General features: G+C 63.8%; 18 protein-coding genes. 5 read left to right on the top strand and 13 right to left on the bottom strand.

What is annotated here, in order from left to right; genetic code table 11:
* Window positions 1-124: 124 nt before the first annotated feature.
* The 3 genes from pdxA to PQR42_RS30635 form a co-directional block, all read right to left on the bottom strand.
* On the bottom strand, window positions 125-1,135 hold the full coding sequence (gene pdxA, locus PQR42_RS30645; RefSeq protein ID WP_408392720.1) for a 4-hydroxythreonine-4-phosphate dehydrogenase PdxA: 1,011 nt from the start codon (window positions 1,133-1,135) through the stop codon (window positions 125-127).
* 5 nt (window positions 1,136-1,140) lie between these two features.
* Entirely contained in the window at window positions 1,141-2,502 is a 1,362-nt protein-coding gene (locus PQR42_RS30640; RefSeq protein WP_408392718.1) for a peptidylprolyl isomerase, read from the bottom strand.
* Between the two features lie 79 nt (window positions 2,503-2,581).
* Window positions 2,582-4,948, bottom strand: a complete 2,367-nt coding sequence (locus PQR42_RS30635) for an LPS-assembly protein LptD (protein ID WP_408392715.1) — start codon at window positions 4,946-4,948, stop codon at window positions 2,582-2,584.
* Between the two features lie 222 nt (window positions 4,949-5,170).
* Between PQR42_RS30635 and PQR42_RS30630 the strand changes: the two genes are divergently transcribed.
* Entirely contained in the window at window positions 5,171-6,262 is a 1,092-nt protein-coding gene (locus tag PQR42_RS30630) for an aminoglycoside phosphotransferase family protein (RefSeq protein WP_408392713.1), read from the top strand.
* Window positions 6,263-6,265: 3 nt separating this feature from the next.
* Window positions 6,266-6,982, top strand: a complete 717-nt coding sequence (murU, locus tag PQR42_RS30625; protein WP_408219800.1) for an N-acetylmuramate alpha-1-phosphate uridylyltransferase MurU — start codon at window positions 6,266-6,268, stop codon at window positions 6,980-6,982.
* A 168-nt stretch (window positions 6,983-7,150) separates the two neighbouring features.
* Here the strand turns inward: murU and PQR42_RS30620 are convergent, their stop codons facing one another.
* Window positions 7,151-9,040, bottom strand: a complete 1,890-nt coding sequence (locus PQR42_RS30620) for an ABCB family ABC transporter ATP-binding protein/permease (RefSeq protein ID WP_408219797.1) — start codon at window positions 9,038-9,040, stop codon at window positions 7,151-7,153.
* Window positions 9,041-9,324: 284 nt separating this feature from the next.
* Between PQR42_RS30620 and PQR42_RS30615 the strand changes: the two genes are divergently transcribed.
* Window positions 9,325-9,720 carry an acyl-CoA thioesterase gene (locus PQR42_RS30615; protein ID WP_116118972.1) on the top strand — a complete coding sequence of 132 codons (396 nt, stop codon included), beginning with the start codon at window positions 9,325-9,327 and terminating at the stop codon, window positions 9,718-9,720.
* 49 nt (window positions 9,721-9,769) lie between these two features.
* On the opposite strand, the gene PQR42_RS30610 is transcribed toward PQR42_RS30615, so the two are convergent.
* The 3 genes from PQR42_RS30610 to PQR42_RS30600 form a co-directional block, all read right to left on the bottom strand.
* Entirely contained in the window at window positions 9,770-10,930 is a 1,161-nt protein-coding gene (locus PQR42_RS30610; protein ID WP_408392711.1) for a Fic family protein, read from the bottom strand.
* A gap of 386 nt (window positions 10,931-11,316) precedes the next feature.
* On the bottom strand, window positions 11,317-11,661 hold the full coding sequence (locus PQR42_RS30605; RefSeq protein WP_408494369.1) for a DUF4148 domain-containing protein: 345 nt from the start codon (window positions 11,659-11,661) through the stop codon (window positions 11,317-11,319).
* A gap of 195 nt (window positions 11,662-11,856) precedes the next feature.
* Window positions 11,857-12,789, bottom strand: coding sequence for a LysR substrate-binding domain-containing protein (locus PQR42_RS30600; RefSeq protein WP_408392708.1), 933 nt, complete (start codon window positions 12,787-12,789; stop codon window positions 11,857-11,859).
* 160 nt (window positions 12,790-12,949) lie between these two features.
* Between PQR42_RS30600 and PQR42_RS30595 the strand changes: the two genes are divergently transcribed.
* Window positions 12,950-13,564 (top strand): glutathione S-transferase family protein, encoded by a 615-nt coding sequence (locus PQR42_RS30595; RefSeq protein WP_408219783.1) that lies wholly within the window; start codon window positions 12,950-12,952, stop codon window positions 13,562-13,564.
* An 18-nt stretch (window positions 13,565-13,582) separates the two neighbouring features.
* Here PQR42_RS30595 and PQR42_RS30590 read toward each other — a convergent pair whose 3' ends face one another.
* The gene (locus tag PQR42_RS30590) at window positions 13,583-16,693 is read right to left on the bottom strand and encodes a sensor domain-containing protein (RefSeq protein ID WP_408392705.1); all 3,111 of its coding nucleotides are present in this window, start codon (window positions 16,691-16,693) and stop codon (window positions 13,583-13,585) included.
* A 156-nt stretch (window positions 16,694-16,849) separates the two neighbouring features.
* Window positions 16,850-17,326, bottom strand: coding sequence for a nitrate reductase associated protein (locus PQR42_RS30585; protein ID WP_408392703.1), 477 nt, complete (start codon window positions 17,324-17,326; stop codon window positions 16,850-16,852).
* Between the two features lie 149 nt (window positions 17,327-17,475).
* Between PQR42_RS30585 and fdhD the strand changes: the two genes are divergently transcribed.
* A complete protein-coding gene (fdhD, locus tag PQR42_RS30580) occupies window positions 17,476-18,315 on the top strand; it encodes a formate dehydrogenase accessory sulfurtransferase FdhD (protein WP_408392700.1) in 840 nt (279 codons plus the stop codon).
* Between the two features lie 132 nt (window positions 18,316-18,447).
* Here the strand turns inward: fdhD and PQR42_RS30575 are convergent, their stop codons facing one another.
* The 4 genes from PQR42_RS30575 to PQR42_RS30560 form a co-directional block, all read right to left on the bottom strand.
* Complete coding sequence (locus tag PQR42_RS30575; protein ID WP_408392697.1) at window positions 18,448-19,218, bottom strand: enoyl-CoA hydratase; 771 nt, start codon at window positions 19,216-19,218, stop codon at window positions 18,448-18,450.
* Window positions 19,219-19,336: 118 nt separating this feature from the next.
* Entirely contained in the window at window positions 19,337-20,536 is a 1,200-nt protein-coding gene (locus PQR42_RS30570; RefSeq protein WP_408392694.1) for an acetyl-CoA C-acyltransferase, read from the bottom strand.
* An 80-nt stretch (window positions 20,537-20,616) separates the two neighbouring features.
* The gene (locus PQR42_RS30565; protein ID WP_408392691.1) at window positions 20,617-23,052 is read right to left on the bottom strand and encodes a 3-hydroxyacyl-CoA dehydrogenase/enoyl-CoA hydratase family protein; all 2,436 of its coding nucleotides are present in this window, start codon (window positions 23,050-23,052) and stop codon (window positions 20,617-20,619) included.
* A 123-nt stretch (window positions 23,053-23,175) separates the two neighbouring features.
* Entirely contained in the window at window positions 23,176-24,963 is a 1,788-nt protein-coding gene (locus PQR42_RS30560) for an acyl-CoA dehydrogenase C-terminal domain-containing protein (RefSeq protein WP_408393253.1), read from the bottom strand.
* Window positions 24,964-24,974: the final 11 nt, after the last annotated feature.

Below are 24,974 nucleotides of genomic sequence, written 5' to 3'. Positions count from 1 at the left end.
GAACTGCTTAAGAAAAGGAACCTGCTGAGCGGCGCGCACCTGCTCGATGCGCTGGACGCGCTCGCCATGCCGCATAGATTGCTAGTGGCAGGATACATGCGAGAAGCCGCGCGAGCGCGCCGACTCAGCCCGCGCGGCGGTGCTGCGCCATCGACACCGCCGTCTCGATCGCGGCGATCAGGCTGCCCGCGTCGGCGCGGCCCGTGCCGGCCAGATCGAGCGCGGTGCCGTGATCGACCGAGGTGCGGATGATCGGCAAGCCGAGCGTGACATTGATGCCTTCGCCGAACGTGGCGTATTTCAACACCGGCAGGCCCTGGTCATGGAACATGGCCAGCACGCAGTCGGCCTCCTCCAGATAACGCGGCTGGAACAGCGTGTCGGCGGGATACGGACCGCGCGCGTCGATGCCTTGAGCGTCCGCGAGTTTCAGCGCCGGCGTGATGACCTCGATTTCCTCGCGGCCCAGATAACCGTTTTCGCCCGCGTGCGGGTTCAGCCCCGTCACGAGGATGCGCGGCGCCGGCAACCCGAAGTGGTGCCGCAAGTCGTGATCGATGATGCGCAGCGTCTCGACAATGCTTTCGATCGAAAGCGCGGCGGAGACATCCTTGAGCGGCAAATGCGTGGTGGCCAGCGCGACGCGCAACGGACGCTTGCCGGTGCCGGCCAGCATCATCACCACGCGCGGCGTGTGCGTGCGCTCGGCCAGATATTCGGTGTGGCCGGTGAACGGCACGCCGGCATCGTTGATGGTGCTCTTTTGCAGCGGCGCGGTGACGATCGCGTCGAACGTGCCGGCTACCGCGCCGTCGATCGCGCTGTCGAGCAGATCGAGCACGTAGCGGCCATTGGCCGCGTTGAGCTTGCCCGCGATGGCAGGCGCCCCGAGCGGCCGGTGTTGCAGGCGCACGCGCTTGCCGTCCGCCACCAGTGCGCTCCAGTCGACCCCCACGGCGCGCGCGCGTTCGGCGAGCAGGTCCGCGTCGCCCAGCACGGTGAACTGCGCGTGCGGCCAATGCGCCGCCGCGCCCGCCAGTGCCTGCACCGTCAATTCGGGGCCGACGCCGGCGGGCTCGCCGGTCGTGATCGCGATCTGCAACGGTGGGCGGGCGGACTGGGCGGCGCTTGTCATGACAGTTATTGCATGCTCGACAGTGTGGGTTTCACTTCCACGTATGCAGTATCGCGCAGTTCGCGCAACCAGTCGGCGTAAGCCTGTTCCGCCTTGCGCTGACCGATGGCCTGGCGCGCCAGATCCATCTGCTGCGAGACTGAACCTTCTGATTCGCGGCGGCCCAGCACCTGAATCAGGTGATAGCCGTATTCGCTGCGGACCGGATCGCTGATCTGGCCGTCCTGCAGGCTGTTCATGGCGCGCTCGAATTCCGGCACCGTCTCGCCCGGGCTGATCCAGCCGAGGTCGCCGCCTTGCGACGACGAACCGTCTTGCGAGTAAGTGTGCGCGAATTTCGAAAAGTCACCACCCGCGGCGATCTCGTTCTTGATTTCGAGCAGCTTCTGACGCGCTTGCGGTTCCGACATGCCGTCGCCGACGCGCAGCAGAATGTGACGCACGTGCGTTTGCACGAGCTTCGGCGCATCCGAACTGGCGCCTTGACCCGCGCGGCGATCGACCAGACGCACGATTTCGAAACCGTCGTTGGTGCGGATCAGATCCGGATTGACTTCGCCGGGACGCATCGTCGAAGCGGCCTTGACGAATTCAGGCGGCAGCTTGGACGGCGAAACGAAACCCGTATCGCCGCCTTTCGAGGCATCCGGCGCCTGCGAATTGGACTTCGCCAGCTTTTCGAAATTGGCGCCGCCCTTGGCTTCGGCGAGCAACGCGTTAGCTTTCTGCTGAGCGGCTTCGATATCCGTCTCCGACGCGTTCAGCGGCGCCTTGATGAAAATGTGCTGCAGATGCAGGTCGCTCGCCAGGCCGGCGTTCGGGCCACGCTGACTGGCGATGTAGTTCGCGACTTCGGCGTCCGACACCGTGACCTTGCTGTCCACTTCCTTCTCGCGCAGACGCGAGAGCGTCAGTTCGGTACGCGCGTCGCTGGTGAACGTGGTCCAGGGCACGCCTTGCGCCTCGATCCGCGAGCGGTACACGTCGAGCGTCAGGTTGTTCGCCGCGGCAAGCCGTTCGAGCGTTTTTTGCACGGTGGCGTCGTCGATGTTGATGCCGTCTTCCTTGGCCTTCTGCAACTGGATGCGTTCCAGCACCATCTGGTTGAGCACCTGCTGGCGCAGCTGGTCCATCGGCGGGACCGGCGCGTTCTGCTGGTTCAGGCGGCGGGTGATCAGGCTCATGCGTTCGTCGAGCTCGCGCCGCGTGATGACACCGTTGTTGACCACTGCGGCAATGGTGTCGACCGTCTGGCCGCTACTGCCGCCCAGCGCCTGCGCCTGCACCGGCGCAACCGACAGGAAAGACGCCGCGGCCGCAAGACCGGCCGCAAGCGTTGCCAAGCGAAGCTTTTTCATGATTGCCACAGATACTCCAATGATGTCGGGCGCGCCTGGCCCGTCTTTTCGCACTTTATAAATGATGCGTCATTCGTCAAATGATGCGTCATTCGTAGTTGGTGAACCGCGATTCCGGCGGCGGCGGCGGCGGCAACGGCGTATAGCCCGCCACGCTGCTGCGGAATGCGGTCATCAGCCCGTTGTCGACGCTCGACAAGCCCTTGAACGTCAACTGCGCGAGGAACCGCGTGCTCGACTGATTCTGCCCCGAGGTGTTCAGACCGTTCGCGTAGCGCTGGATCCCGGCGCCGAGCGTCCAGCAGTCGGCGTCGTACTGCAGGCCGACCAGGCCGTCGACGATCCGATGGCCGCCCAGGTCGTAATTGAACCGTGCTACCCCGTACACCCGATGCGTGAGCGGCCATTGGCCCGAAATCAGCGCCTGATTGATCGGCTGGTTGTCCAGCGTGGTGTTCGCGCGCGTGTAGCGGTACGCGACGTTGATCACCTTGCCGGTGGCCGGACTGAACCCGAAGCCGACGCTCGTCTTCACCAACTGGTTGTTGTCGGCATTATATTGGAACGCCGTTTCCGAAGCGAAACCGGCACCGAGCTTGAACGACGCCCCCGCGATCAGGTCCGAATGCGTGGCCTGCGCGCTGGTCTGGGTAGGCTGCAGCGTGACGCGCTGGTCCGTGAAATAGTACTGCTGCGCGATCACGAAGCGCGCCCGTTCGTCGCCCGTGGCCGCGTCGATGAAGCGCGTAGTGAGGGCGGCCGTCAGACGGTTCGCGTCAGCGATCCGGTCGTTGCCGACGAACGTGTTCGGCGTGAAGATTTCCGCCAGCCCGAAGTCGGATTCGGCGGTGTCGAAGAGCGGCGCGGATTCCTGGTTGCGATACGGCGTGTAGACGTAGTACAGACGCGGCTCCAGCGTCTGGATGTAATCCTGGCCGAAGATCCGCACCGAACGGTCGAAGATCAAACCCGTATCGAACGACAGCGTCGGGATCGATTCGGTGAAATTCTTCGGCGTGCCGATCGGCACGTCGTCGCCGATATTGCGCAGGTTGTACGACGCAAAGTGCCACTGCACCTTCGGCGTGACGAAGTAACCCGGCCCGACCACCGAATACGAAATGTACGGGTTGAACATCACCCGCTGACCTTCGGTCATGTCCGCGGTGGTGATGCGGAAATTCGTGTAGTCGGCTTCCGCGCCGAAGTCGAAGCCGCCGACGTTGTACTTCGCGTACTTCACGTTCAACTGCGGCTCGCGGCCGTACGGCGCGACGGACGGCGTCAGCGTCTGCCAGTGCTGCTCACGCGCGAGCACGGACCATGGGCCGTTGTTGTAGGTCAACCCGGCTTCCTGTTGATACAGAAGCTGGGTGCCGTTCATGAACTGATTGACCGACGACGACAAGTCTTCCGGATACGTGTTGTCCGAAACCTTGTTGTAGTAGATGTAGCCGCCGAACCCGTTGCCGAAGTTCTGGTTGTGCTGGATGTACAGCGCGTAGCGGTTGGTCTTGGTCAGATGGTCGTCCGGCAGGAATTCGCCGGTGATCGAGCCGGAATACGTGGGCGACAGATAACGGAACGACGCCTGCGTCTGCACGCCGCGCTTGGAGATCAGACGCGGCGTGAGCGTCAGATCGCGATTCGGCGCGATGTTGAAGTAATACGGTACCGACAGTTCGAAGCCGTTCGACGAACTCAGCGAGAACGTGGGCGGCAGGATCCCGCTGCGCCGCTCGCCCGAGAGCGGGAACGACAGCCAGGGCGAAGCGAACACGGGCACGCCCTGGAAGAACAGCACGCCGTTGTAGGCGACGCCTTCGTCCGCGCCGGTGTCGAAATCGAACTCGCTGCCCTTGATGTACCAGGCCGGATCGTCCACGCACGCGCAGGCCGTGTAGGTGCCCTTCGTGAAGACCGAGCGCTCGTTGTCGAGCAGGTCGACGCGCTCCGCACTGCCCGAGCCGCCCGTCACGTTGAAGTGGTACTTCGGCGCGGTCATGAAGCCTTCGCTCGAATCCACCCGCATGTGCGCTTCCGGGCCGACGAACGAATTGCCGTTGTTGACCACGTGGACCTGGCCGTACGCGTCGGCCATATCCGTGTCCTGATCGTAATGCAGCGCGTCGGCCTTGATCACGACCGTATTGCGCCGCACCTCGGCCGCGCCCTTGGCGGCCATGTCCTGGTCGGTAGTGCCGGTGGTCGTGTCGCCGAGCACGAACGTGGCCGGCTTCTGGCCCGGCTGCAGCGGACGTTCCTGGAGCTGCGGGGCAAGCTGCATGCCCCAGGGCGCGTCGATAGGTTGCGGCTGCGCGGCTTCCCCCACCAGCTGGGCGTGCGCAAGCGCGGGCATCAGGCCCGGAACGGCGATCAACGCCGCGACGAGCCGCCTTTTGCGCGGCACACCAGCACAAGAGGGAGTCGTTTGGGAAAGCTGTCTAGGCGGCATGTATCGTTTGGCGAATCGGCTCGTCCGTCAGCATCTGCAGTCACGGTCCACCGCCTGCACACCCCGACCGTGACAGTCGGCTGCACATCAATATTTACAATCTGTCGAACGATGAGGCGGGCGGTAAAGCGGAATACGCGAAAGCTGGCGTGAGCCGCGTCAAAAAAGTCGTGGGGTATTATATGGCAAGACGTTGCCCCTCTGAATTTGCCGCCGGTTTTCATGACGCTGCCCCCATCCCAAGACTCCACCGATACCCGTCTCGAACTGCTCAAAGCCTGGCTGAAAGGCCACGTGGCGCGCTATGCGCTCGAGCTCGACACCCTTGCCCCGGCTTCGTCCGACGCCAGTTTTCGGCGCTATTTCCGTCTCGCCGGTAAGGCGGCGGAAGGCGAAAGCAACGGCACGCTGATCGCCGTCGATGCCCCGCCGCCCGAAAAGTGCCGCGAATTCGTGCAGGTCGCGCAGTTGCTCGCGGCCGCCGACGTGCACGTGCCGCGCGTGCTGGAGGTCGATTTCGAGGCCGGCTTCATGCTCGTCACCGATCTGGGCACGGCTTCGTACCTCGGCGCGCTGACCGAGGCGCAAAACGCGGACGACCCGCGCCGCGCCCGTGCGCTGATGCGCGACGCGCTCGACGCGCTGATCCGCTGGCAACTCACCTCGCGCGAAGACGTGCTGCCGCCGTTCGACGAAGCTTTCCTGCGTCGCGAAATGGAATTGATGCCGGAGTGGTTCCTCGGCCGGCATCTGGGCCGCGGGACGGACGAAAAAGCGGACGAAAAAGTGCGTGGCGTGCTCGATCGCACGTTCGCGCTGCTGATCGCGAGTGCGCGCGCGCAGCCGCAGGTGTTCATGCTGCGTGACTTCATGCCGCGCAATCTGATGATCGCAAGCGAGCCGAACCCGGTGAACCCTGGCGTGCTGGACTTCCAGGACGCGGTGTACGGCCCGATCACCTACGACGTCGCCTCGCTGTTGCGCGACGCGTTCCTGAGCTGGGACGAGGAGTTTGAGCTGGATTGCTTCGTGTACTACTGGGAGCGCGCGAAAAAAGCCGGCCTGCCGGTCGATCCCGATTTCGGCGAGTTCTACCGCCAGATCGAATGGATGGGTCTGCAACGGCACATCAAGGTGCTCGGGCTCTTTTGCCGGATCAACTACCGCGACGGCAAACCACACTACATGAAGGATCTGCCGCGTTTCATCGGCTATGCGCGCAAGGTTGCTGAACGCTATGCACCGCTGCGTCCGTTCGCGAAGCTGCTCGACGATCTCGAAGGCCGCGCGAACGAAGTCGGCTACACCTTCTGACCGATGACGATGTCCCTGAAGAAAGCGATGATTTTCGCCGCGGGCCGCGGCGAGCGCATGCGTCCGTTGACCGACGCGTGCCCCAAGCCTTTGCTCGACGTGGGCGGCAAGCCGCTGATCGTGTGGCAGATCGAACGGCTCGCGCTGGCGGGCTTTCGAACCATTGTGATCAACCACGCGTGGCTCGGCGAGCAGATCGAAGCCACGCTCGGCAACGGCTCGCGCTGGCAAGTCGAGTTGCGCTACTCGGCCGAGCGCGAGGCCTTGGAGACGGCTGGCGGCATCGTGCAGGCATTGCCGCTGCTCGAGGATGACGGCGCGAGCGAAGTGTTCGTCGCGGTCAGCGGGGATGTGTATGCCGATTTCGATTACGCCACGCTGAATATGCACGCCGAAAAATTGCAGGCGTTGCCCGAGCCGGGCATGCATCTGGTGATGGTGCCGAACCCGGCGTTTCATCCGAATGGCGACTTTGGTTTGGTGGACGGCGGCGCATTATCGCTCGACACCCAGCCCCGCTTCACGTTCGGCAACATCGGCCTCTACGACACGCGCATGTTCCGCGATCTGCCACGCGGCACGCGGCGCGCGCTCACGCCGTATTACCGCGACACGATTGCACGCGGTCTCGCGAGCGGCGAGTTGTACGAGGGCTTGTGGGAGAACGTCGGCACGCCGGCGCAGTTGGGCGAGCTGGATCAGCGTTTGCGCATGCGTTAAGCGCGACAAGTTCGGCGTTCGGCGTTCGGCGTTCGGCGTTCGGCGTTCGGCGTTCGGCGTTCGGCGTTCGGCGTTCGGCGTTCGGCGTTCGGCGTTCGGCGTTCGGCGCTAGAGTTTCGCATCGCGCTGCATCGCCACGCAACGGGGCAAAAAATCGCCGCACAAGTTTTATCGCCCACCGTCCCCCGCGCCCGCGGTTTCCACCGCCTCCGGCGCCTCGGCCGCGCGCTGCTGCTGCAACGCCCACATCTGCGCGAACAAACCGTTCGCGCGCAGCAGTTCCGCATGCGTGCCGCGCTCCACGATCCGCCCTTTGTCCATCACGATGATCTGCTGCGCGTGCACCACTGTCGAAAGCCGGTGCGCGATGATCAGCGTCGTGCGCTCGCGGGCGATCTGATCGAGCTCGTGCTGAATGGCGCGCTCGGAGCGTGAATCGAGCGCGGACGTCGCTTCGTCGAACAACAGGATCGGTGGATTCTTGAGGATGGTCCGTGCAATCGCCACGCGTTGCTTTTCGCCGCCGGACAACTTCAGGCCACGTTCGCCGACCGGCGTGTCATAGCCTTTCGGCAGCCCCTCGATAAACTCGTGAATATGTGCCGCGCGCGCCGCCGCGATCACTTCCTCGCGTGTCGCCGAGGGGCGGCCATAAGCGATGTTGTAGTAGATCGAATCGTTGAACAGCACCGTATCCTGCGGCACGATGCCGATCGACGCGCGCAGCGAATCCTGCGTGACGTCGCGAATATCCTGACCGTCGATGGTGATCGCGCCGCCCGTCGCGCGGTCCAGATCGTAGAAGCGGAACATGAGCCGCGCGAGAGTCGATTTGCCCGAGCCGCTATGACCGACCACCGCGGTCGTGGTGCCCGCCGGAATCGTGAAGCTCACGTCGTACAGAATCTGACGCGCCGGTTCGTACGCGAAGTTCACATGTTCGAAGCGCACCTGCGCGCCGCTCACGCGCAGCGCGGGCGCGCCCTCGAGGTCGGGCACTTCCTGCGCGGCGCCGAGCAGGGTGAACATGCGGTCCATATCGGTGAGGCTTTGCTTCAACTCGCGATACACCACGCCGAGAAAATTCAGCGGAATATAAAGCTGCAGCATGAAGGTGTTGATCAGCACCAGATCGCCGAGCGTGAGACGCCCCGCCATCACGCCTTGCGTGGCGCGCCACAGAATGAACACGAGCCCCGTGCCGATGATCGCCTGCTGGCCGAAGTTCAGCGCCGACAGCGAGCGCTGCGACTTGATCGCCGCCGTGCGGTAGCGCTTGAGGTTTTCGTCGTAACGGCTCGCTTCCCACTCTTCGTTGCCGAAGTACTTGACCGTCTCGTAGTTCAGCAGCGAATCGATCGCGCGTGAATTCGCCTTCGAATCGAGATCGTTCATGGTGCGGCGAAAATGCGTGCGCCACTCCGTGACCTTCACCGTGAAGACGATATACACGGCAAGCGCGATGAACGTGACCACCGCGTAATACGCCTCGTATTTGACGACGAAAAAGCCGAGCACGAGCCCGACTTCGACGAGCGTCGGCAGAATGCTGTACAGCGAATACGAGATCAGTTGCGTGATGCCGCGCGTGCCGCGCTCGATATCGCGCGACATGCCGCCCGTCTGCCGTTCGAGGTGAAAGCGCAACGACAGCGCATGCAGATGGCGGAACACTTTCAGCGCGAGTTGGCGCACCGCGCTTTCGGTCACCTTCGAAAACAGAATCTCGCGCAGTTCGGTGAACAGCGACGTGGACAGCCGCACCACCGCATACGCGACCACCAGCAGGCCGATGCCGCCCAGCAACACGATGCCCGGCGAATCGTGCGCGCGGCCGAGCGCGGTGAGATGCTGCACCGAGGCGAGACCGTCGACGATCCGCTTCATCACGATCGGCACGCCGAGATTGGCGACCTTCGCGCCGATCAGGCAACTCAGCGCGAAGCCGACCCGCCATTTATACGTGGCGAGATAGGGCAGCAGCGACAGGATCGTCTGCCAGTCGTTGCGCGGCTGGGTGGAGATCGGCGAGGGTTCGGACGAGGGCGTGCGGCGCATGGAGATCGGCTGGGGAGAGTGTGGAAATGCCGGAGTTCGCAGCGGCGCGGCGACCGCGGCATGCCGGCTCGGCACACTGCTTATTGTCGCGCGACCCGGCTGGGCGCTTTCCCGTACAATTCCTGATCTTTCTATTGTCGCAGAAGCCGGCTGGCGCCGCTTTTCATGGGTTGGCCCGCCGTGGGTGGCACGTTGGCCGCGCGGTGCGTGCCGTACCGTTGTCGTGAAATACCCCGCCTGCCGGTCGAGCCGACCGAGCCAACACGTTTCTCAAGGGTGCCCCGATGACCGATATTCTTCAACTCCCGCAAAAGCACTGTGCGCTGCGCGTGGTGCCGCAGCCCTCGGACGCGAACGTCCACGGCGACGTGTTCGGCGGCTGGATCATGGCGCAAGTGGACATTGCGGGCTCGATTCCGGCAAGCCGCCGCGCCAACGGGCGGGTGGCGACCATCGCGGTCAATTCGTTCGTGTTCAAGCAGCCGGTGTTCGTCGGCGATCTGCTGAGCTTTTACGCGGACATTGTCAAGACGGGCAATACGTCGGTCACCGTGGCAGTCGAGGTCTACGCGCAGCGCATGAGCCTCACCGAAGATCTCGTGAAGGTCACCGAAGCCACGCTGACCTACGTCGCCACCGATAGCGATCGCCGTCCGCGCGCGCTGCCGGTGCTGGATTGAGCGGCTTGCCGCACAACGAAAAACGAGGCGCCGCGGCCAAGCCTATTGCTTAATCTGTTGACGATTTAGCCGTATCCGCCGGTCCCCACCCTGGGATGTTCAGGTAATAGCGGGTCGAGCGACCGGCACCTACCTTGCGCAGAAGCCCCATGTCCTCGAGTTCGATGAGTTCGCGCGACGCCGTGGCGCGCGAGGTGCTGCCGACGCTCTCGTACTTCCGGGTGCTCATGCCTCCTTCGAAGCCCTTGGGACCGGCATCGAGCAGAAGGTTGACGACTTTGCGTTGTCGAGCCGTGAGTACTTTGTCCTGGTGGTTCATCCAGAAAATGGCTTTACCGAGCGCGGCGTCCACGACATTGGACGCTTCTTCGCAGGACACTCGCACCTGTTCCACGAACCACAGAACCCATTCGGTCACATCCAGCTCGCCATGCTGGGCGCGCTCGAGCTGCTCGTAGTAGTCGCGCCGCTTGTCAAGCAAGCGCTGTGAGGTACGAATCAAGCGGCTAACCTCACCGCTGTCGCGCGCCAGCACAAGGTCAATGAGGACTCGACCGATACGGCCATTCCCGTCCTCAAAGGGATGAATCGTCTCGAACCATAGGTGAGCGAGTGCTGCTTTGACCAGATTGTCGTGCTCGGTCGTTGCGTTGAACCAGTCCAGGAACTTCTGCATTTCGGCCGGAACGCCGTCCGATGACGGAGCCTCGTAGTGGATCCGTTCACGTCCCACGCTCCCGCTGACGATTTGCATTGGCTCGGCATGCTCGCGATAGGCCCCGACAAGAATTTTGGTCATGCCTGAGTAGCCGGTCGGGAAAAGAGCCGCCTGCCAGGCACACAAGCGCTCGTGTGTGAGTGGCGCCTCCCTTTGCCGCACTGCGTTATCCATGATGTCGAGCAGGCCTTCGACGCTTCTCGGCGCGACGGGGCCATCCTGATTCCCGACACCTAGTCGCCGCGCCACGGACGAACGCACTGCGGTGAGGTCGATGCGTTCACCCTCGATGGCTGCCGTCGCGACTGCATCCTGGCTCCAGGCCTCGGCGGCGAGTTCGAGGCACTGTTCGAAGCCAAGACCTGCTAGCTTGCCTTCAACGATCCCCTGAACTCGGTGCGCGTGGGCCAGCTCGCCGCCGACACGAACAACGTCGTAGTGCATGCCAGGCCACGTGGGGGCTTGCCAGATGAGAGATGAGGTTGGTGACATGGCGCTGGATGAGCGTTGAGGCGATTGAGGGCTCTATTCGACTCACATTACGAGTCGAATGGAAGTATAGCCGACTGTGAGGCGGTTGAACGCTTAATCGACTCAAAACATGAGTCGATATTCACGCGCCCGGCCGGCTGTAGCCGTTTGCTGCCGTCGGCAGTTCCGCTTTCAAGCGGGACGGCTCTTGCTCGACGTGGTACCTTCCAGCCCAGATGGGTCAGGAAGACCCGCTATGAAGAAGCCCCTGTAAGTCACTGACCAACAGGGGCTATTTGGCAGAATCAGAACGTGCTTTCCGACAACTATGTCTCCAGTCCGCACACAATGGATTCAGCGATAGGCTTGCGCCGCGGCGCCTCGTTTTCCTTAGGCCTGGTACAAGGTCACTGGCTCGCTGCCTCGCCGATTCCCGCCTTCTTCTGCGCCTTCTGAATGTCGTTCGGATAGTTCGGATCGGTGCTCGACGGCTGATAGCCGTTGGCCTCCAACTTCTTCAACTCGGCGTTTTTCTTCGCCCGCGCCTGCTTGCGCGCGGCCTTGCGCTGAGCCTTGGTGCTCGGAGCCGCCTTCGATGCGGCCGACGGAATGGCCGCGTCAGAGTCGCTCCCCGCCGGACCGCCACCGCCACCGCCGCCGCCGCTTTGCGCGAACGCCGGCGCGGCACAAGCCACGCTCAGTACAACCGATGCCAGCAACACAGACAGTTTCTTTGCAGGTGACGACGTCATTGTTCTCTCCAGTCGGATCAGTCGGATTGGCGGATAGTCGACGGCGAAACGCCCATGACCCAGTGCAAGCAGCGAAAATCGGGCGCAACGCCGCGTGAATCGATGCTTCGTGGTTCCCAGCGCGGTTTGAGATGGGAACCACGAATATATCCGACTGAAACGCCCGCGCAAACCGATTACGCGTACGAGTACGGGCTAACCTGCACGAATCGACACCGCAGGCGCGCCGTTGCTGCGCAGATAAGCGTCGACCTGCCCTTCAATCCACTGCGCGAAATGCGCCTGCGAAGCATTGAGCGTTTCGCGTTGCTGCCAGACCAGCCAGTAGGGATAAGGGTACGGCACGCGAATATCGGTGATCTGCACCAGCTTGCCGCGCGCCAGCGCATACGCGACCAGGCTGCGTCGTTCGAGCGCGACGCCCTGGCCTTGCAGCACGGCACCGATCACGATATTCGAGTCGTTCGCCGACAGCACCACCGCTCCCTCGGCCGGCTCCGCCACCTGGGCCGCCTGACACCAGTCATGCCACGGCGTATCAGGACTCGAGATCAGCGGACAGGCCATCACTTCTGCTGCGCTCAAAGGCAAGCGGCCATGCGGCGCGAGCGTGAAATGCGGGGCGGCGACCACCACCATCTCGTCGTCGAACAGTTTCTGTTGGGCGACGTCGGGCCAATGCCCCTGCCCCATGCGGATACCGATGTCGCTCGCGCCCTGGCGGAAATCCTCGACCTGCAAGCTCGTCTGCAAGCGGATCCGGTAGTACGGATGCGCGTCGCGAAAGCTGGCGAGGCGCGGCACGAGCCAATGCTGTGCGAACGACGGCAAGGTGGTGATCACCAGTTCGCTGTCGTGCGGCCGCGCCTGCGCGCGGCGCGTCGCATGGGTGATGTCGCGCAGCGCCATGCGGATGTCGAGCGCATAGAGCCGTCCTTCCTCGGTCAAACGCAGCCCACGCGCCTCGCGCATGAACAGCGCGACGCCCATCGAATCTTCCAGCACCTTGATCTGCTGGCTCACCGCCGAGTGCGTGACATGCAACTCCCGCGCGGCCTGCGTGACGCCGCCCAGTCGAGCGACGGCCTCGAAGCAGCGCAGCGCGGTCAAAGGCGGGATCGGTTTCATGTAAGAAATTCTGACGTAAATCGTCGTTAATTGTCGCTTTTTTTGCAGTGCGGAGATGCTTAACCTATCGATTCGATGCGCCTCGACCTTTGCCAGCAAGGGAACCGCCATGCCACAGCGGGCCCGGGCGCGCCATGATAGATGTTCTAACGGGAATGAGATGAAACTGATCGGAATGCTGGATTCGCCCTACGTACGCCGGGTCGCCATCTGCCTCAAATTGCTGAAGCTCGACTTTGAGCACGAGTCGATCTCGGTGTTCAGCACCTACGACCAGTTTGCGAAAATCAACCCTGTCGTCAAGGCGCCCACGCTGATCGCCGACAACGGCCAGACCGTGATGGACTCGACGGTGATTCTCCAGTACCTCGCCACGCTCGCCGGGCCGAACCAGCGGCTTTTCCCGACACGGCCCGACGCCGCCTTGCGCGCCGCCCGCCTCACGGGCCTCGCGCTCGCCGCCTGCGAGAAGAGCGTGCAGATCGTCTACGAACGCAATCTGCGCCCGGTGGAAAGGCAGCATGAGCCGTGGGTGGATCGCGTGAGCACGCAGTTGTTCGCCGCTTATGCCGAACTCGAGCGCGAGCTCGCGGCGGCGGCGCTGCCGATCGAGGCCAGTCAGTTCGACGCGGCCGACGTCACCGTGGCGGTCGCCTGGCACTTCACGCAGATGATGCTGCCGGGGATGGTCAGCAAGACGGCGCATCCCTTCCTGCAGTCGTTCTCCGAACTGGCGGAAGGTCTGCCGGTTTTCCTGGACACGCCGGCGCAGTGAGCCTGCGGGCGTGAGCGCTCAAACCGTCGCCAGCTCGCGCCCCACGCCACCTTGCAGCAACTCGGAGATCGCGTCCGTCGACAACGGCTTCGCGAAGTAGAACCCCTGCATCTCGTCGCACGCACGCTCTTTCAGGAAGTCGAGTTGCGCGGACGTCTCCACGCCTTCGGCGATCACCTGCAACTTCAGCGAATGCGCGAGCGCGATGATCGCCGAGGTGATCGTCTCGTCGTCGCCCGACACGCCGATGTCGGAGACGAACGAGCGGTCGATCTTCAGCCGGTCCACCGGGAAGCGCTTCAGATAGCTGAGGCTCGAATAGCCGGTGCCGAAGTCGTCGATGGCGAGGCCGATGCCGAGCGCGTGCAGCTCGTTGAGCATCGACACCGCTTCTTCCGCGTTGCGCATGATGGTGCTTTCGGTCAGCTCGAGTTCGAGGTATTGCGGCTCGAGGCCGGTCTCGGCCAGCACCTGCATGACCAGCTTGGCGATATCGCGCTGCTGGAACACCCGCGCCGACAGATTCACCGACACCCGCGCCGGCGGCAAGCCTTCGTCCTGCCAAGCCTTGTTCTGGCGGCACGCCTCGCGCAGCACCCACTCCGAGAGCGGCCCGATCAGCCCGCTTTCCTCCGCGACCGGAATGAACGACGACGGCGGCACCAGTCCGACTTCCGGATCACGCCAGCGCACCAGCGCCTCGGTGCCGACAATCTGTCCGCTCTCGATATCCACCTGTGGCTGGTAGTGCAGCAGGAATTCGTTGTCGCGCAACGCACGGCGCAAACGCCGCTCGAGATTCAGGCGCGCGCCCGCGCTCGCGTTCATCTCCGGCTGATAGAACTGGAACGTGTTGCGGCCCATGTCCTTCGCGCGATACATCGCGAGGTCGGCCTTTTTCATCAGCGTCTCGGCATCTTCGCCGTCTTGCGGGAACAGGCTCGCACCCATGCTGCAGCCGACATACAGCTCGGTGCCGTCGAGCCAGACCGGCTCGGAGATCGACGCACGCACGCGCTCCATCCACGCGATCAGCGACTGTTCGTCGACGGTGTCGGTCATCACGATCACGAACTCGTCGCCGCCGTGCCGCGCCACCGTGTCACTCGTGCGCGTGCAGCGCGCGAGGCGCTCGGCGACCACGCTGAGCAAACGATCGCCGACGCTGTGGCCGAGACTGTCGTTGACGTTCTTGAAGCCGTCCAGATCGATGAACACGACCGCGACGCCCTTGTGATGCCGTTGCGCGACGATCAGCGCATGCTGCAGGCGGTCGCGCAACAGATTGCGGTTCGGCAGGCGCGTCAGGCTGTCATAGTTGGCCTGGTATTCGAGCTGCTCCTGATAGCGCATCAGATCAGTCACGTCGTTGATCACGCCGATGTGATGCGTGATCACGCCGTCCTGATTCGGCACCGGCGCGATGAAGAGCTGATTCCAGAACAGCGCACCGTCCTTGCGATAGTTGCGCACCACCGCGCTGACTTCGCGGTTCGCCGCGAGCGCCTGACGGATCAGCGCGACGCCTTCCTGTTCGCGGTCGTCGCGTTGCAGTACGCGGCAATCGTGGCCAATCACCTCGGCGGGGTCGTAGCCGGTGATGCGCATGAACGCCGGGTTCACGTACTCGATCAGATTGCCGGTCGGCGACGGCGCGGTGATCAGAATCGCGTTGACGCTGGCATCGAGCGCACGGCTTTGCAGGCGCAAGGCAAGATCGGCACGCTTGCGCTCGGTGATGTCCGTGTAGGAACCGAGCACGCCGATCACGCGGCCGTCGCCGTCGGTGAACGGCAGTTTGCTCGTGACCGTGGTGCGGTGCACGCCGTCGATCACCAGATCGACTTCGAAGTTCATCTTCGGCACGCCGGTGCTCACCACTTCCTTGTCATGATCGTTCAGCAGCGTCGAGAAGTCGCGCCACGGCATGTCGGCGTCGCTCTTGCCCACCACCTGCTCCGGATACGCGAGCCCGGCATCGCGCGCGAACGCCATGTTGCAGCCGAGATAGCGCGACTCCATGTCCTTCCAGAAAATGCGCTGCGGAATATTGTCGATCACCGCTTCGAGCATCTGGTTCGAACGCTGCGCCTCGGCTTCGGCGTTGATCTGGTCGGTAACGTCGTCGGCGAGCACGAAGAACGCCGCGCGGCCCATGAAGTTCAGCGCGTGATACGAAATGTCGGCGCTGATCGTCGAGCCGTCCTTGCGCCGGTGATGCCAGATGCCCGCCATGGTGCGGCCGTGCTGGCCCGCGTCGCTGCGCTGCATATGCGATTCGAGACGCGAGATTTCGCCGTTCGGCCGGATCGCGCGAATCGTCATGCCGAGAAATTCGCTTTCGGTGTAGCCGTACTGCTGGATCGCGGCCGCGTTGACGGCGAGAAAGCGCAGCGTCTCGCGATCGAAGATGTACATCGGCACCGGATGATCGTCGAACAGGCCGCGAAAGCGTTCGTCATGGCGGCCGAGCGCGCGCACGGTGCGCAGCTTCTCGCGCGCGCTGTTTTCCCGGGCGCCGAACGTGAAGATCAGCAGCACGCTGCCGCCCAGCATGGTCACGATCAGCAGGAACATCGCCCGCTGGCTTTCGCTGGCGGACGCCGCGAGCGACGCCTGCAAGGCGCTGCTCTCCGCGCCGCGCAGCGCCGCGAGGCCGTCTTCGACGCGATCCAGGCCGAGCCCGAGATGGGTGTAAGTCGAGGCCGCCCACGCGCGCGAGGCGTCCGGTCCGGCATTGGCGCTCCTGAGCAGCGCGTCGTCGATGTCGTGTTGCAACGCGTGGCTGTCCGCGCTCAGCTTCGCGAGCGCGTCGAGCATGGCGGGTTCGGCGGCCAGTTCCTTACGCAGGTCGCGCTCCAGACCCGCGAGCGTGGTGGCCATCGCGGTGGCCGCGCCGGCCGGCGCCGACTCGCCCGACGCCTCGAAGCGGCCGAGCGCGGCGAGGCCGCCGTCGAGCGCCGTACGGTAGGCGTCGAGGTTCTGGCGCACGCTCGTCGAACGCAGCATGCGCGCGTCAGCGTCGCGTTGGCCGCAAATCTGCGTATAGGCGACGAACGCGTTCGCGCCGATCGCCGCGGCAACGACCGCCAGGTTGATCAGCAGCCGCTTCGATAAAAAAGGAGTCATGGGTTCCGAACGTCAATCGTTCTGCGGGCGGGAGCGCGCGATCGCTTTCGATGCGTCGGGCCGCATCGATACTCTCTTTACGCGCCAACCCATGGATAACGGCAGGGTTCGGAATAGATTGAGGGTAGCGATTAAAAAAAACCTGGCCGGCCGTACCTAGCCGGCGGCGCCGAATTCCTTCATGGCCGGGACGAAGTCGTGATTGGCCTCCGGCTTGCGCGACAGCTTGGCGAGCACGTAGCGCTTGAACGGCTCCAGTTCGGCCCACCGGGCGACGCCCGGCGCGGCGAGACCGGCCAGTTGCGCCTGGTGTGCGATGCCGTCAGGCACACTGTCCGTGCGGCGCCAGGCCGGCGCTTCCTCGGGCGTGAACCACTCCGGCTCGATGTTCGCGTGGGTCCGCAGCATTTCGAACAGGGCATGATCGAAATTCGGCTCGATTTCCGCGTCTTCCTCGACCGGAAAACGCGCCAGCAGCTTGCGGTCTTCGAGCGGCAGCGTTTGCCACTGATCGAGCGTGATGCGCAGCCCGAACCGGTCGAGATTGAAGCGCACCGACATCGGGATGTAAGTGAAATTCTCCGAAGACGCGACCTCGAAGTTGAACAGAAGCGGTGCTTCGTTGAGTCCCATGACAATGTCCCTCGTGGATGGCGGGCAACGCGCAAACCCAGCTTGGGGTATTTTAGAACCTTATTCGCGCGACGGCGGCATGGCTGGCGGGAACGTACCGGCCCGCCAACGGCTCGCGCACGCGCAGCATGGGAAAGGAGTGAACTAGCTTGAACGAACTGGAAACAGCCGGGCAGCCGGGCGCGGTGGAGCGCCAGGTGCGCCGGCATCGCGGCGCGGCGGTCGAAACCGTCACCGACCACGTCGGTCAGGAGTGGCCGGTCGCGCTCGTCTTCAACGGCATTTCGCACGCGGTGATGATGTGCACGCCGCGCGATCTGGAAGCGTTCGCGGTCGGATTTGCGATTTCGGAAGGGATCGTGGCGCGCGGCAGCGACATTCAGGACATCGAGGTCGAGCTGCATGATGACGGCGAATTGCCGCATGCCGAAGTGCAGTTGCAGGTGGTGCAGCAGGCGTTCGTCGCACTCAAGGAGAAGCGCCGCGCGCTCGCCGGGCGCACTGGCTGTGGTGTCTGCGGCATCGAAAGCATCGATCTGCTGGATCTGGAACCCGAGCGCGTGCCGGACACGGGTTTTCTGCAACGGCTCGCGCCGGACGCGATCGCGCGCGCCGCCCGCGAATTGCCCGAGCATCAGGCATTGACGCGACTCACCGGCGGCCTGCACGCCGCCGCGTGGTGCGACGCGGCGGGCGCGATCCGCTATGCGTTCGAGGACGTCGGCCGCCACAACGCGCTCGATAAGCTGATCGGCCAGCTGGTGCTCGATCGCGTGGATACCAAGGAAGGTTTCGTGTTTCTGTCGAGCCGCGCCAGCTACGAGCTGGTGCGCAAGGCCGCGCGCGTCGACGTGCCGATGGTCGCCACGATCTCGGCGCCGTCGTCGCTGGCGATTGCGATTGCCCGCAAGGCGGGCGTGCGGCTGGTGAGCTTCTGCCGCGAGAAAAGCTACGTCGACTACGATACGTTGCAGCCGGCGCAGTCCTGAACGGGTGACGCGCCTGACAGACGAGCGGGCGAACGTCCCAAGGCGCGGAAGCTGGAAACCGCACGAGCGGGCAAGTCCCTTCTACGCCGGAGCGCTCGCGCCCGAAGTGACTCAAGCGCTCAGGCACACCACTCAATCGAATTGCCGGAAGTCCGGCTTGCGCTTCTCGAAGAACGCCTTGAACGCCTCGCGTGCTTCGGGCGCGAGCAGCATCTTGCCGAAATGCACGGCTTCTTCGGACATCTGCGTTTGCAATTCCTGGTGGCTCGCGCGCTTCATCAAGCTCTTCGTCACGCGCAATGACGAAGCCGGCAGTGCGGCCAGCTTCGCGACTTGCGAAGCGGCGAATGCATCGACTTCGGCAGCGGGCAGCAGGCGATTCACGAAACCCATGCGCTGCGCCTCGGCGGCGTCGAACGCTTCGCCGAGCAGCAGTTTCTCCGCCGCTGCCTGGTAGCCGCCCACACGCTGCAACAGCAGGCTCGACGCCGCTTCCGGACACAGGCCGAGTTGCGTGAACGGCAGCGAGAAGCTCGCGGTGTCGGCCGCGTAGACCAGATCGCAGTGCAGCAGCAGGGTCGTGCCGATGCCGACCGCCGGCCCCGCCACCGACGCCACCACCGGCTTCTCCGCCGAACTGATCGCGCGCAGGAACTGGAACACCGGCGCGTGTTCGCCCATCGGCGGCGTCTTCATGAAATCTTCGAGATCGTTGCCGGCGCTGAAAATGCCCGCGCTGCCGCGAATCAGGATGGCGCGCACGGCTGCGTCGCCTTGCGCTTCGACCAGCGCGTCGGCCATCGTCTGGTACATCGCGGCCGTAATCGCGTTTTTCCTGTCGGGCCGGTTGAAGGCAATCGTCAGCACGCCGTCGGCGCGCTCGACCAGGATATCCATCGTCATCTCCTCGTACTCCTGCTGAGAATGTAAAAACGGTTCGCAAGCCAGGGGGCCTGCGAACCGTTCCGCGGTCTTCAACGCGTACGCGCGAAGTCCGAAGCGAACATCGGGGTGAACATGCTCACAGGCGCTCGATGATGCCCGCCGCGCCCATGCCTGTGCCGACGCACATCGTCACCATGCCGTACTTGTAGTTACGGCGGCGCAAGCCATGCACCACGGTCGACGCACGAATCGCGCCCGTCGCCCCCAGCGGATGGCCGAGTGCGATCGCGCCGCCGAGCGGGTTGATCTTCGCCGGATCGAGACCGAGGTCCTGAATCACCGCCAGCGATTGCGCGGCGAATGCCTCGTTCAGCTCGATCCAGTCCAGGTCGTCGATCTTCAGGCCGGCGGCCTTCAGCGCGGCCGGAATTGCTTCCTTCGGACCGATGCCCATGATTTCCGGCGGCACGCCACGGACGGCGAAGCTGACGAAACGCGCGAGCGGCGTCAGGTTGAATTCCTTCAGCATCTTTTCCGACACCACGATCAACGCGCCCGCGCCGTCCGACGTCTGCGAGCTGTTGCCCGCCGTCACCGAACCCTTGCTGGCGAACACCGCGCGCAGCTTGGCCAGACCTTCGAGCGACGTTTCCGCGCGCGGACCTTCGTCGAGCGAGACTTCGCGGGTCTTCACGCGGACTTCGCCGGTCGCGAGATCGGGGAAGCGCTCGGTGATCATGTAGGCGGCGATTTCGTCGTTGAATTCGCCGGCTTGCTGCGCGGCGATGGCGCGGCGGTGCGATTCGACCGAGAACGCGTCTTGTGCTTCGCGGCTGATCTTCCAGCGCTCGGCGACTTTCTCCGCGGTCAGGCCCATGCCGTAGGCGATGCCAATGTCCTCATTGCGATCGAAGATATGCGGCGACATGGACGGCTTGTTGCCCATCATCGGCACCATGCTCATCGATTCGCAGCCGCCCGCGATCATCGCGTCCGACTCGCCGACGCGGATGCGGTCGGCGGCCATCGCCAGCGCGGTCAGGCCCGATGCGCAGAAGCGGTTCACCGTCACGCCGCCGACGCTATTCGGCAAGCCCGCCAGCAGCGCGCCCATGCGCGCGACGTTCAGGCCTTGTTCCGCTTCAGGAATCGCACAGCCGATGATCGCGTCTTCGATCACCTTGGTGTCGAGGCCGGGCACTTGCGCCACGGCTGACTTGATCGCGTGCACCAGCAGTTCGTCCGGGCGCGTGTTCTTGAACATCCCGCGCGGCGCCTTGCCGATCGGCGTACGGCTCGCGGCGACGATGTATGCGTCTTGCAATTGCTTTGCCATTTGAAGCTCCTATGTCGACCGGAGTCGGCGCCTTAGCGCTTACTCCGGTCCCATGCATGTTTTTGCGATCCGCTCGTCGCTTAGTTGCGCACCGGCTTGCCGGTTTGCAGCATGCCCATGATCCGTTCCTGCGTCTTTTGCGTGCCGAGCAGATCGACGAACGCACGACGCTCGAGTTGCAGCAGCCATTCTTCATCGACCAGACTGCCCGCTTCCACGTCGCCGCCGCACACCGCTTCCGCGATACGGCTCGCGATCAGGAAATCGTGCTCGCTGATGAAACGGCCATCGCGCATGTTGACGAGCGACGCCTTGATGGTCGCGATCGCAGAACGCCCGGCCACCGGCACTTGCGTCACACGCAGCGGCGGACGATAACCCGACGCCGACAACGCGCGCGCTTCCTTCTTCGCGACGTCGAGCAGTTCGAACACGTTGAAGACGATCGTGTCCGACGGCTTCAGGTAGCCCATGGCGCGGGCGTCGAGTGCGGAGGCCGAGACCTTCGCCATCGCCGCGTTTTCGAACGACTTCTGCACGAACTTGAGCAAATCGTTGATCGCGCCCACTTGCGTCGCGGCTTCCGCCGCGCGCAATGCCGCTTCCTTCAGGCCGCCGCCCGCGGGCACGAGACCCACGCCGACTTCCACCAGACCGATATAGCTTTCGATGTGCGCGACCCGCTTCGCGCTATGCAACGCCAGCTCGCAGCCGCCGCCGAGCGCGATGCCCGACACGGCCGAGATGACCGGCACGCTCGCGTACTTCACGCGCAGCATGCCTTGCTGGAATTTCCTCACGAACGGCTCGATACCCTTCGCACCGCCCATCATGAACGCCGGCATCGCCTCTTCGAGGTTGGCGCCCGCGGAGAACGGGCCGCCCGGCGTGCCGAGTTTCAGCGACGTCGGCTGCCACACCACCAGACCCTTGTAGTCCTTTTCGGCCAGTTCGATGGCCTGCGTCAGACCGTCGATCACCGACGGTCCGATCGTGTTCATCTTGCTCTTGAACGAGACGATCAGCACGTCGTTCTCGCCCGCACGATCGTCGACCCATGCTCGCACGGCGTCGGTTTCGAACAGCGTCTTGCCGTAGGTCTTCGGATCAGCCTTGGTTTCGCCGGCCAGCGGTGCACGGAACACCTGCTTGTCGTAGACCGACAGCGACGAGCGCGGCACGAACGTCTTCGAAGCCGGCGACCACGAACCTTCGTTCGTATGCACGCCGCCCTGCTCGGCGACCGGACCTTCCAGCACCCACGACGGCAGCGGCACGTTGGAGAGCGCCTTGCCGGCCGCGATATCTTCCTGGACCCATTCGGCGACCTGTTTCCAGCCGGCCGTCTGCCAGCCTTCGAACGGGCCTTCGTTCCAACCGAAGCCCCAGCGGATCGCCAGATCGACGTCGCGCGCGTTGTCGGCGATCGATTCCAGATGCACGCCGATGTAGTGATACACGTCGCGGAAGATCGCCCACAGGAACTGGGCCTGCGGGTGCTGCGATTCGCGCAGCAGTTTCAGACGCTCCGCCGGCGGGCGCTTCAGAATGCGGCCGACCAGTTCGTCCGCCTTCGCGCCGCCGTCCACATACTCGCCTGTCTTCGGGTCGAGCACCTTGATCGCCTTGCCTTCCTTCTTGTAGAAGCCGCCGCCGGTCTTCTGACCCAGCGCGCCCTTCTTCACGAGTTCGGCCAGTACGGCCGGCGTTTCGTAGACCGGGAAGAACGGGTCGTCCTTCAGCGTGTCCTGCATCGTCTTGATGACGTGCGCCATCGTGTCCAGACCGACTACGTCGGCGGTACGGAACGTGGCCGACTTCGCACGGCCCAGACGCGCACCGGTCAGGTCGTCCACTTCGTCGAAACGCAGGCCGAATTTCGCGGCTTCGGTCACGACGGCGAGAATCGAGAAAATCCCGACGCGATTGGCGATGAAGTTCGGCGTGTCTTTCGCACGCACGACGCCCTTGCCGACCACGCTGGTCAGGAACGACTCGAGTTGATCGAGAATTTCCGGGCGCGTGGTGGCGGTCGGGATCAACTCGACCAGGTGCATGTAGCGCGGCGGATTGAAGAAGTGCACGCCGCAGAAGCGCGCCTTCAGTTCATCCGAGAAACCTTCCGACAGCGCGGTGATCGACAGACCCGACGTGTTGGTCGCGAAAATCGCGTTTGGCGCGAGGTGCGGTGCGACCTTTTTATACAGGTCGTGCTTCCAGTCCATGCGTTCGGCAATCGCTTCGATCACGAGGTCGCATTCGGCGAGCTTTTCGATGTCGTCGTCGTAGTTCGCGGGCTGAATGTATTGCGCGTCGTCCTTCACGCCGAACGGCGCCGGCGAAAGCTTCTTCAGGTTCTCGATCGCCTTCAGTGCGATCGCGTTCTTCGGGCCTTCCTTGGCGGGCAAGTCGAACAGCAGCACGGGCACCTTGGCGTTGATCAGGTGCGCGGCGATCTGCGCGCCCATCACGCCGGCGCCGAGCACGGCTACCTTGCGAATGATCAGATTGCTCACGTCGTTCCTCCGGGGAGTTATGCGATGTCGCGAAGCTTCATGGGACGCTTCGCGATGTGTGGCTGAAGTTGGCGCCGCGGGTTTGACACCCGCGGCGCCAGCCTTGATGTGATTGCGTAAGGCTTAGAACAGCGCTTCTTCGACGTCCATCAGCGACTTCGAACCCGCGCGTGCCTGACGGATCGTCATCGCCGTTTCCGGCAGCAGCTTGGCAAAGTAAAAGCGTGCCGTGGCGAGCTTCGCCTTGTAGAACGGATCGCCCGAGGCTTCCTTGTCGAGCGCGACGCGTGCCATGCGGGCCCAGAAGTACGAGAACACCAGGTGGCCGACGGTGCGCAGATACGGGACGGCGGCGGCGCCGACTTCGTCCGGGTTCTGCATGGCCTTCATGCCGATTTCCATCGTCAGCTTCTGCACCTTTTCGCCGATGTCGGCGAGCGGGTTGATGAACTCCTGCATCTCCGGCTTCACGCCTTCGGCTTCGACGAAATCGGACACCAGCTTGCCGAACTTCTTCATCTTCGCGCCCATGTCGCCGAGGATCTTGCGGCCGAGCAGGTCGAGCGCCTGGATCGCGTTGGTGCCTTCGTAAATCATGTTGATACGCGCATCGCGCACGTACTGCTCCATACCCCACTCGGCGATAAAGCCGTGGCCGCCGTAGATCTGCATGGCGTGGTTGGTGCTCTCGAACGCGTTGTCCGACAGGAACGCCTTCAGGATCGGCGTGAGCAGCGCGACGAGGTCGCCGGCTTCCTTGCGCACCGATTCATCAGCGTGCGACAGTTCCTTGTCGATATGCAGCGCGGACCAGTACGAGAACGCGCGCGCGGCTTCGGCGTAGGCCTTCTGGGTGAGCAGCATGCGGCGCACGTCCGGGTGCACGATGATCGGGTCAGCCGCCTTTTCCGGCGCCTTCGGGCCAGTCAGCGAACGCATCTGCAGACGCTCTTTCGCGTACGTCAGCGAGTTCTGGTAACCGATTTCGGTCAGCCCCAGGCTCTGCATGCCGACGCCGAGGCGCGCGGCGTTCATCATCACGAACATCGCGTTCAAACCCTTGTTCGGCTCGCCGACCAGCCAGCCCTTGGCGTTGTCGAGATTGATCACGCAGGTGGCGTTGCCGTGAATGCCCATCTTGTGTTCGATGGAGTCGCACTTCACGCCGTTGCGCTCGCCTGGTTCGCCCGCTTCGTTGGGCACGAACTTCGGCACGATGAACAGCGAAATGCCCTTGGTGCCCTTGGGCGCATCCGGCAGACGCGCGAGCACCAGGTGAACGATGTTCTCCGCGAGATCGTGTTCGCCGCTGGAGATGAAAATCTTCGTGCCGCTGATCGCGTACGAGCCGTCGCTGTTCGGTTCGGCCTTGGTGCGCAGGATGCCGAGGTCGGTGCCGCAGTGCGGTTCGGTCAGACACATCGTGCCGGTCCAGACGCCCGCGACCAGCTTCGGCAAATAGCGCTGTTGCAACTCCGGCGTGCCGTGCGCGTGCAGACATTCGTACGCGCCGTGCGAGAGGCCCGGGTACATGGTCCACGCCTGATTCGCCGAGTTCAGCATTTCATACAGCGCGTTATTGACGAACGCGGGCAGGCCCTGGCCGCCGTATTCCGGATCGCAGCCCAGCGCGGGCCAGCCAGCTTCGACGTATTGTTTGTAGGCTTCCTTGAAGCCCTTCGGCGTAATCACGACGCCGTCGCCGGCGTACGTGCAGCCTTCCTGATCGCCGCTGTGGTTGAGCGGGAACAGTACTTCGGAGCAGAACTTGCCGGCTTCCTCGAGCACCGCGTTGATCGTGTCGGTATCGAGATCCGCGTGCTTCGGCATCTGCTTGATTTCGGCTTCGACGTTAAGCAGTTCGTGCAACACGAATTGCATGTCGCGCAGCGGCGCGGCGTACTGTCCCATGACTCTCTCCC

Origin of the sequence: Paraburkholderia sediminicola (genome assembly GCF_046027355.1) — a bacterium.
Classification (GTDB): Bacteria; Pseudomonadota; Gammaproteobacteria; order Burkholderiales; family Burkholderiaceae; genus Paraburkholderia; species Paraburkholderia sediminicola_B.
Note: the sequence above shows the minus strand (reverse complement) of the source record. Positions and strands in the feature narration are given on the sequence as shown.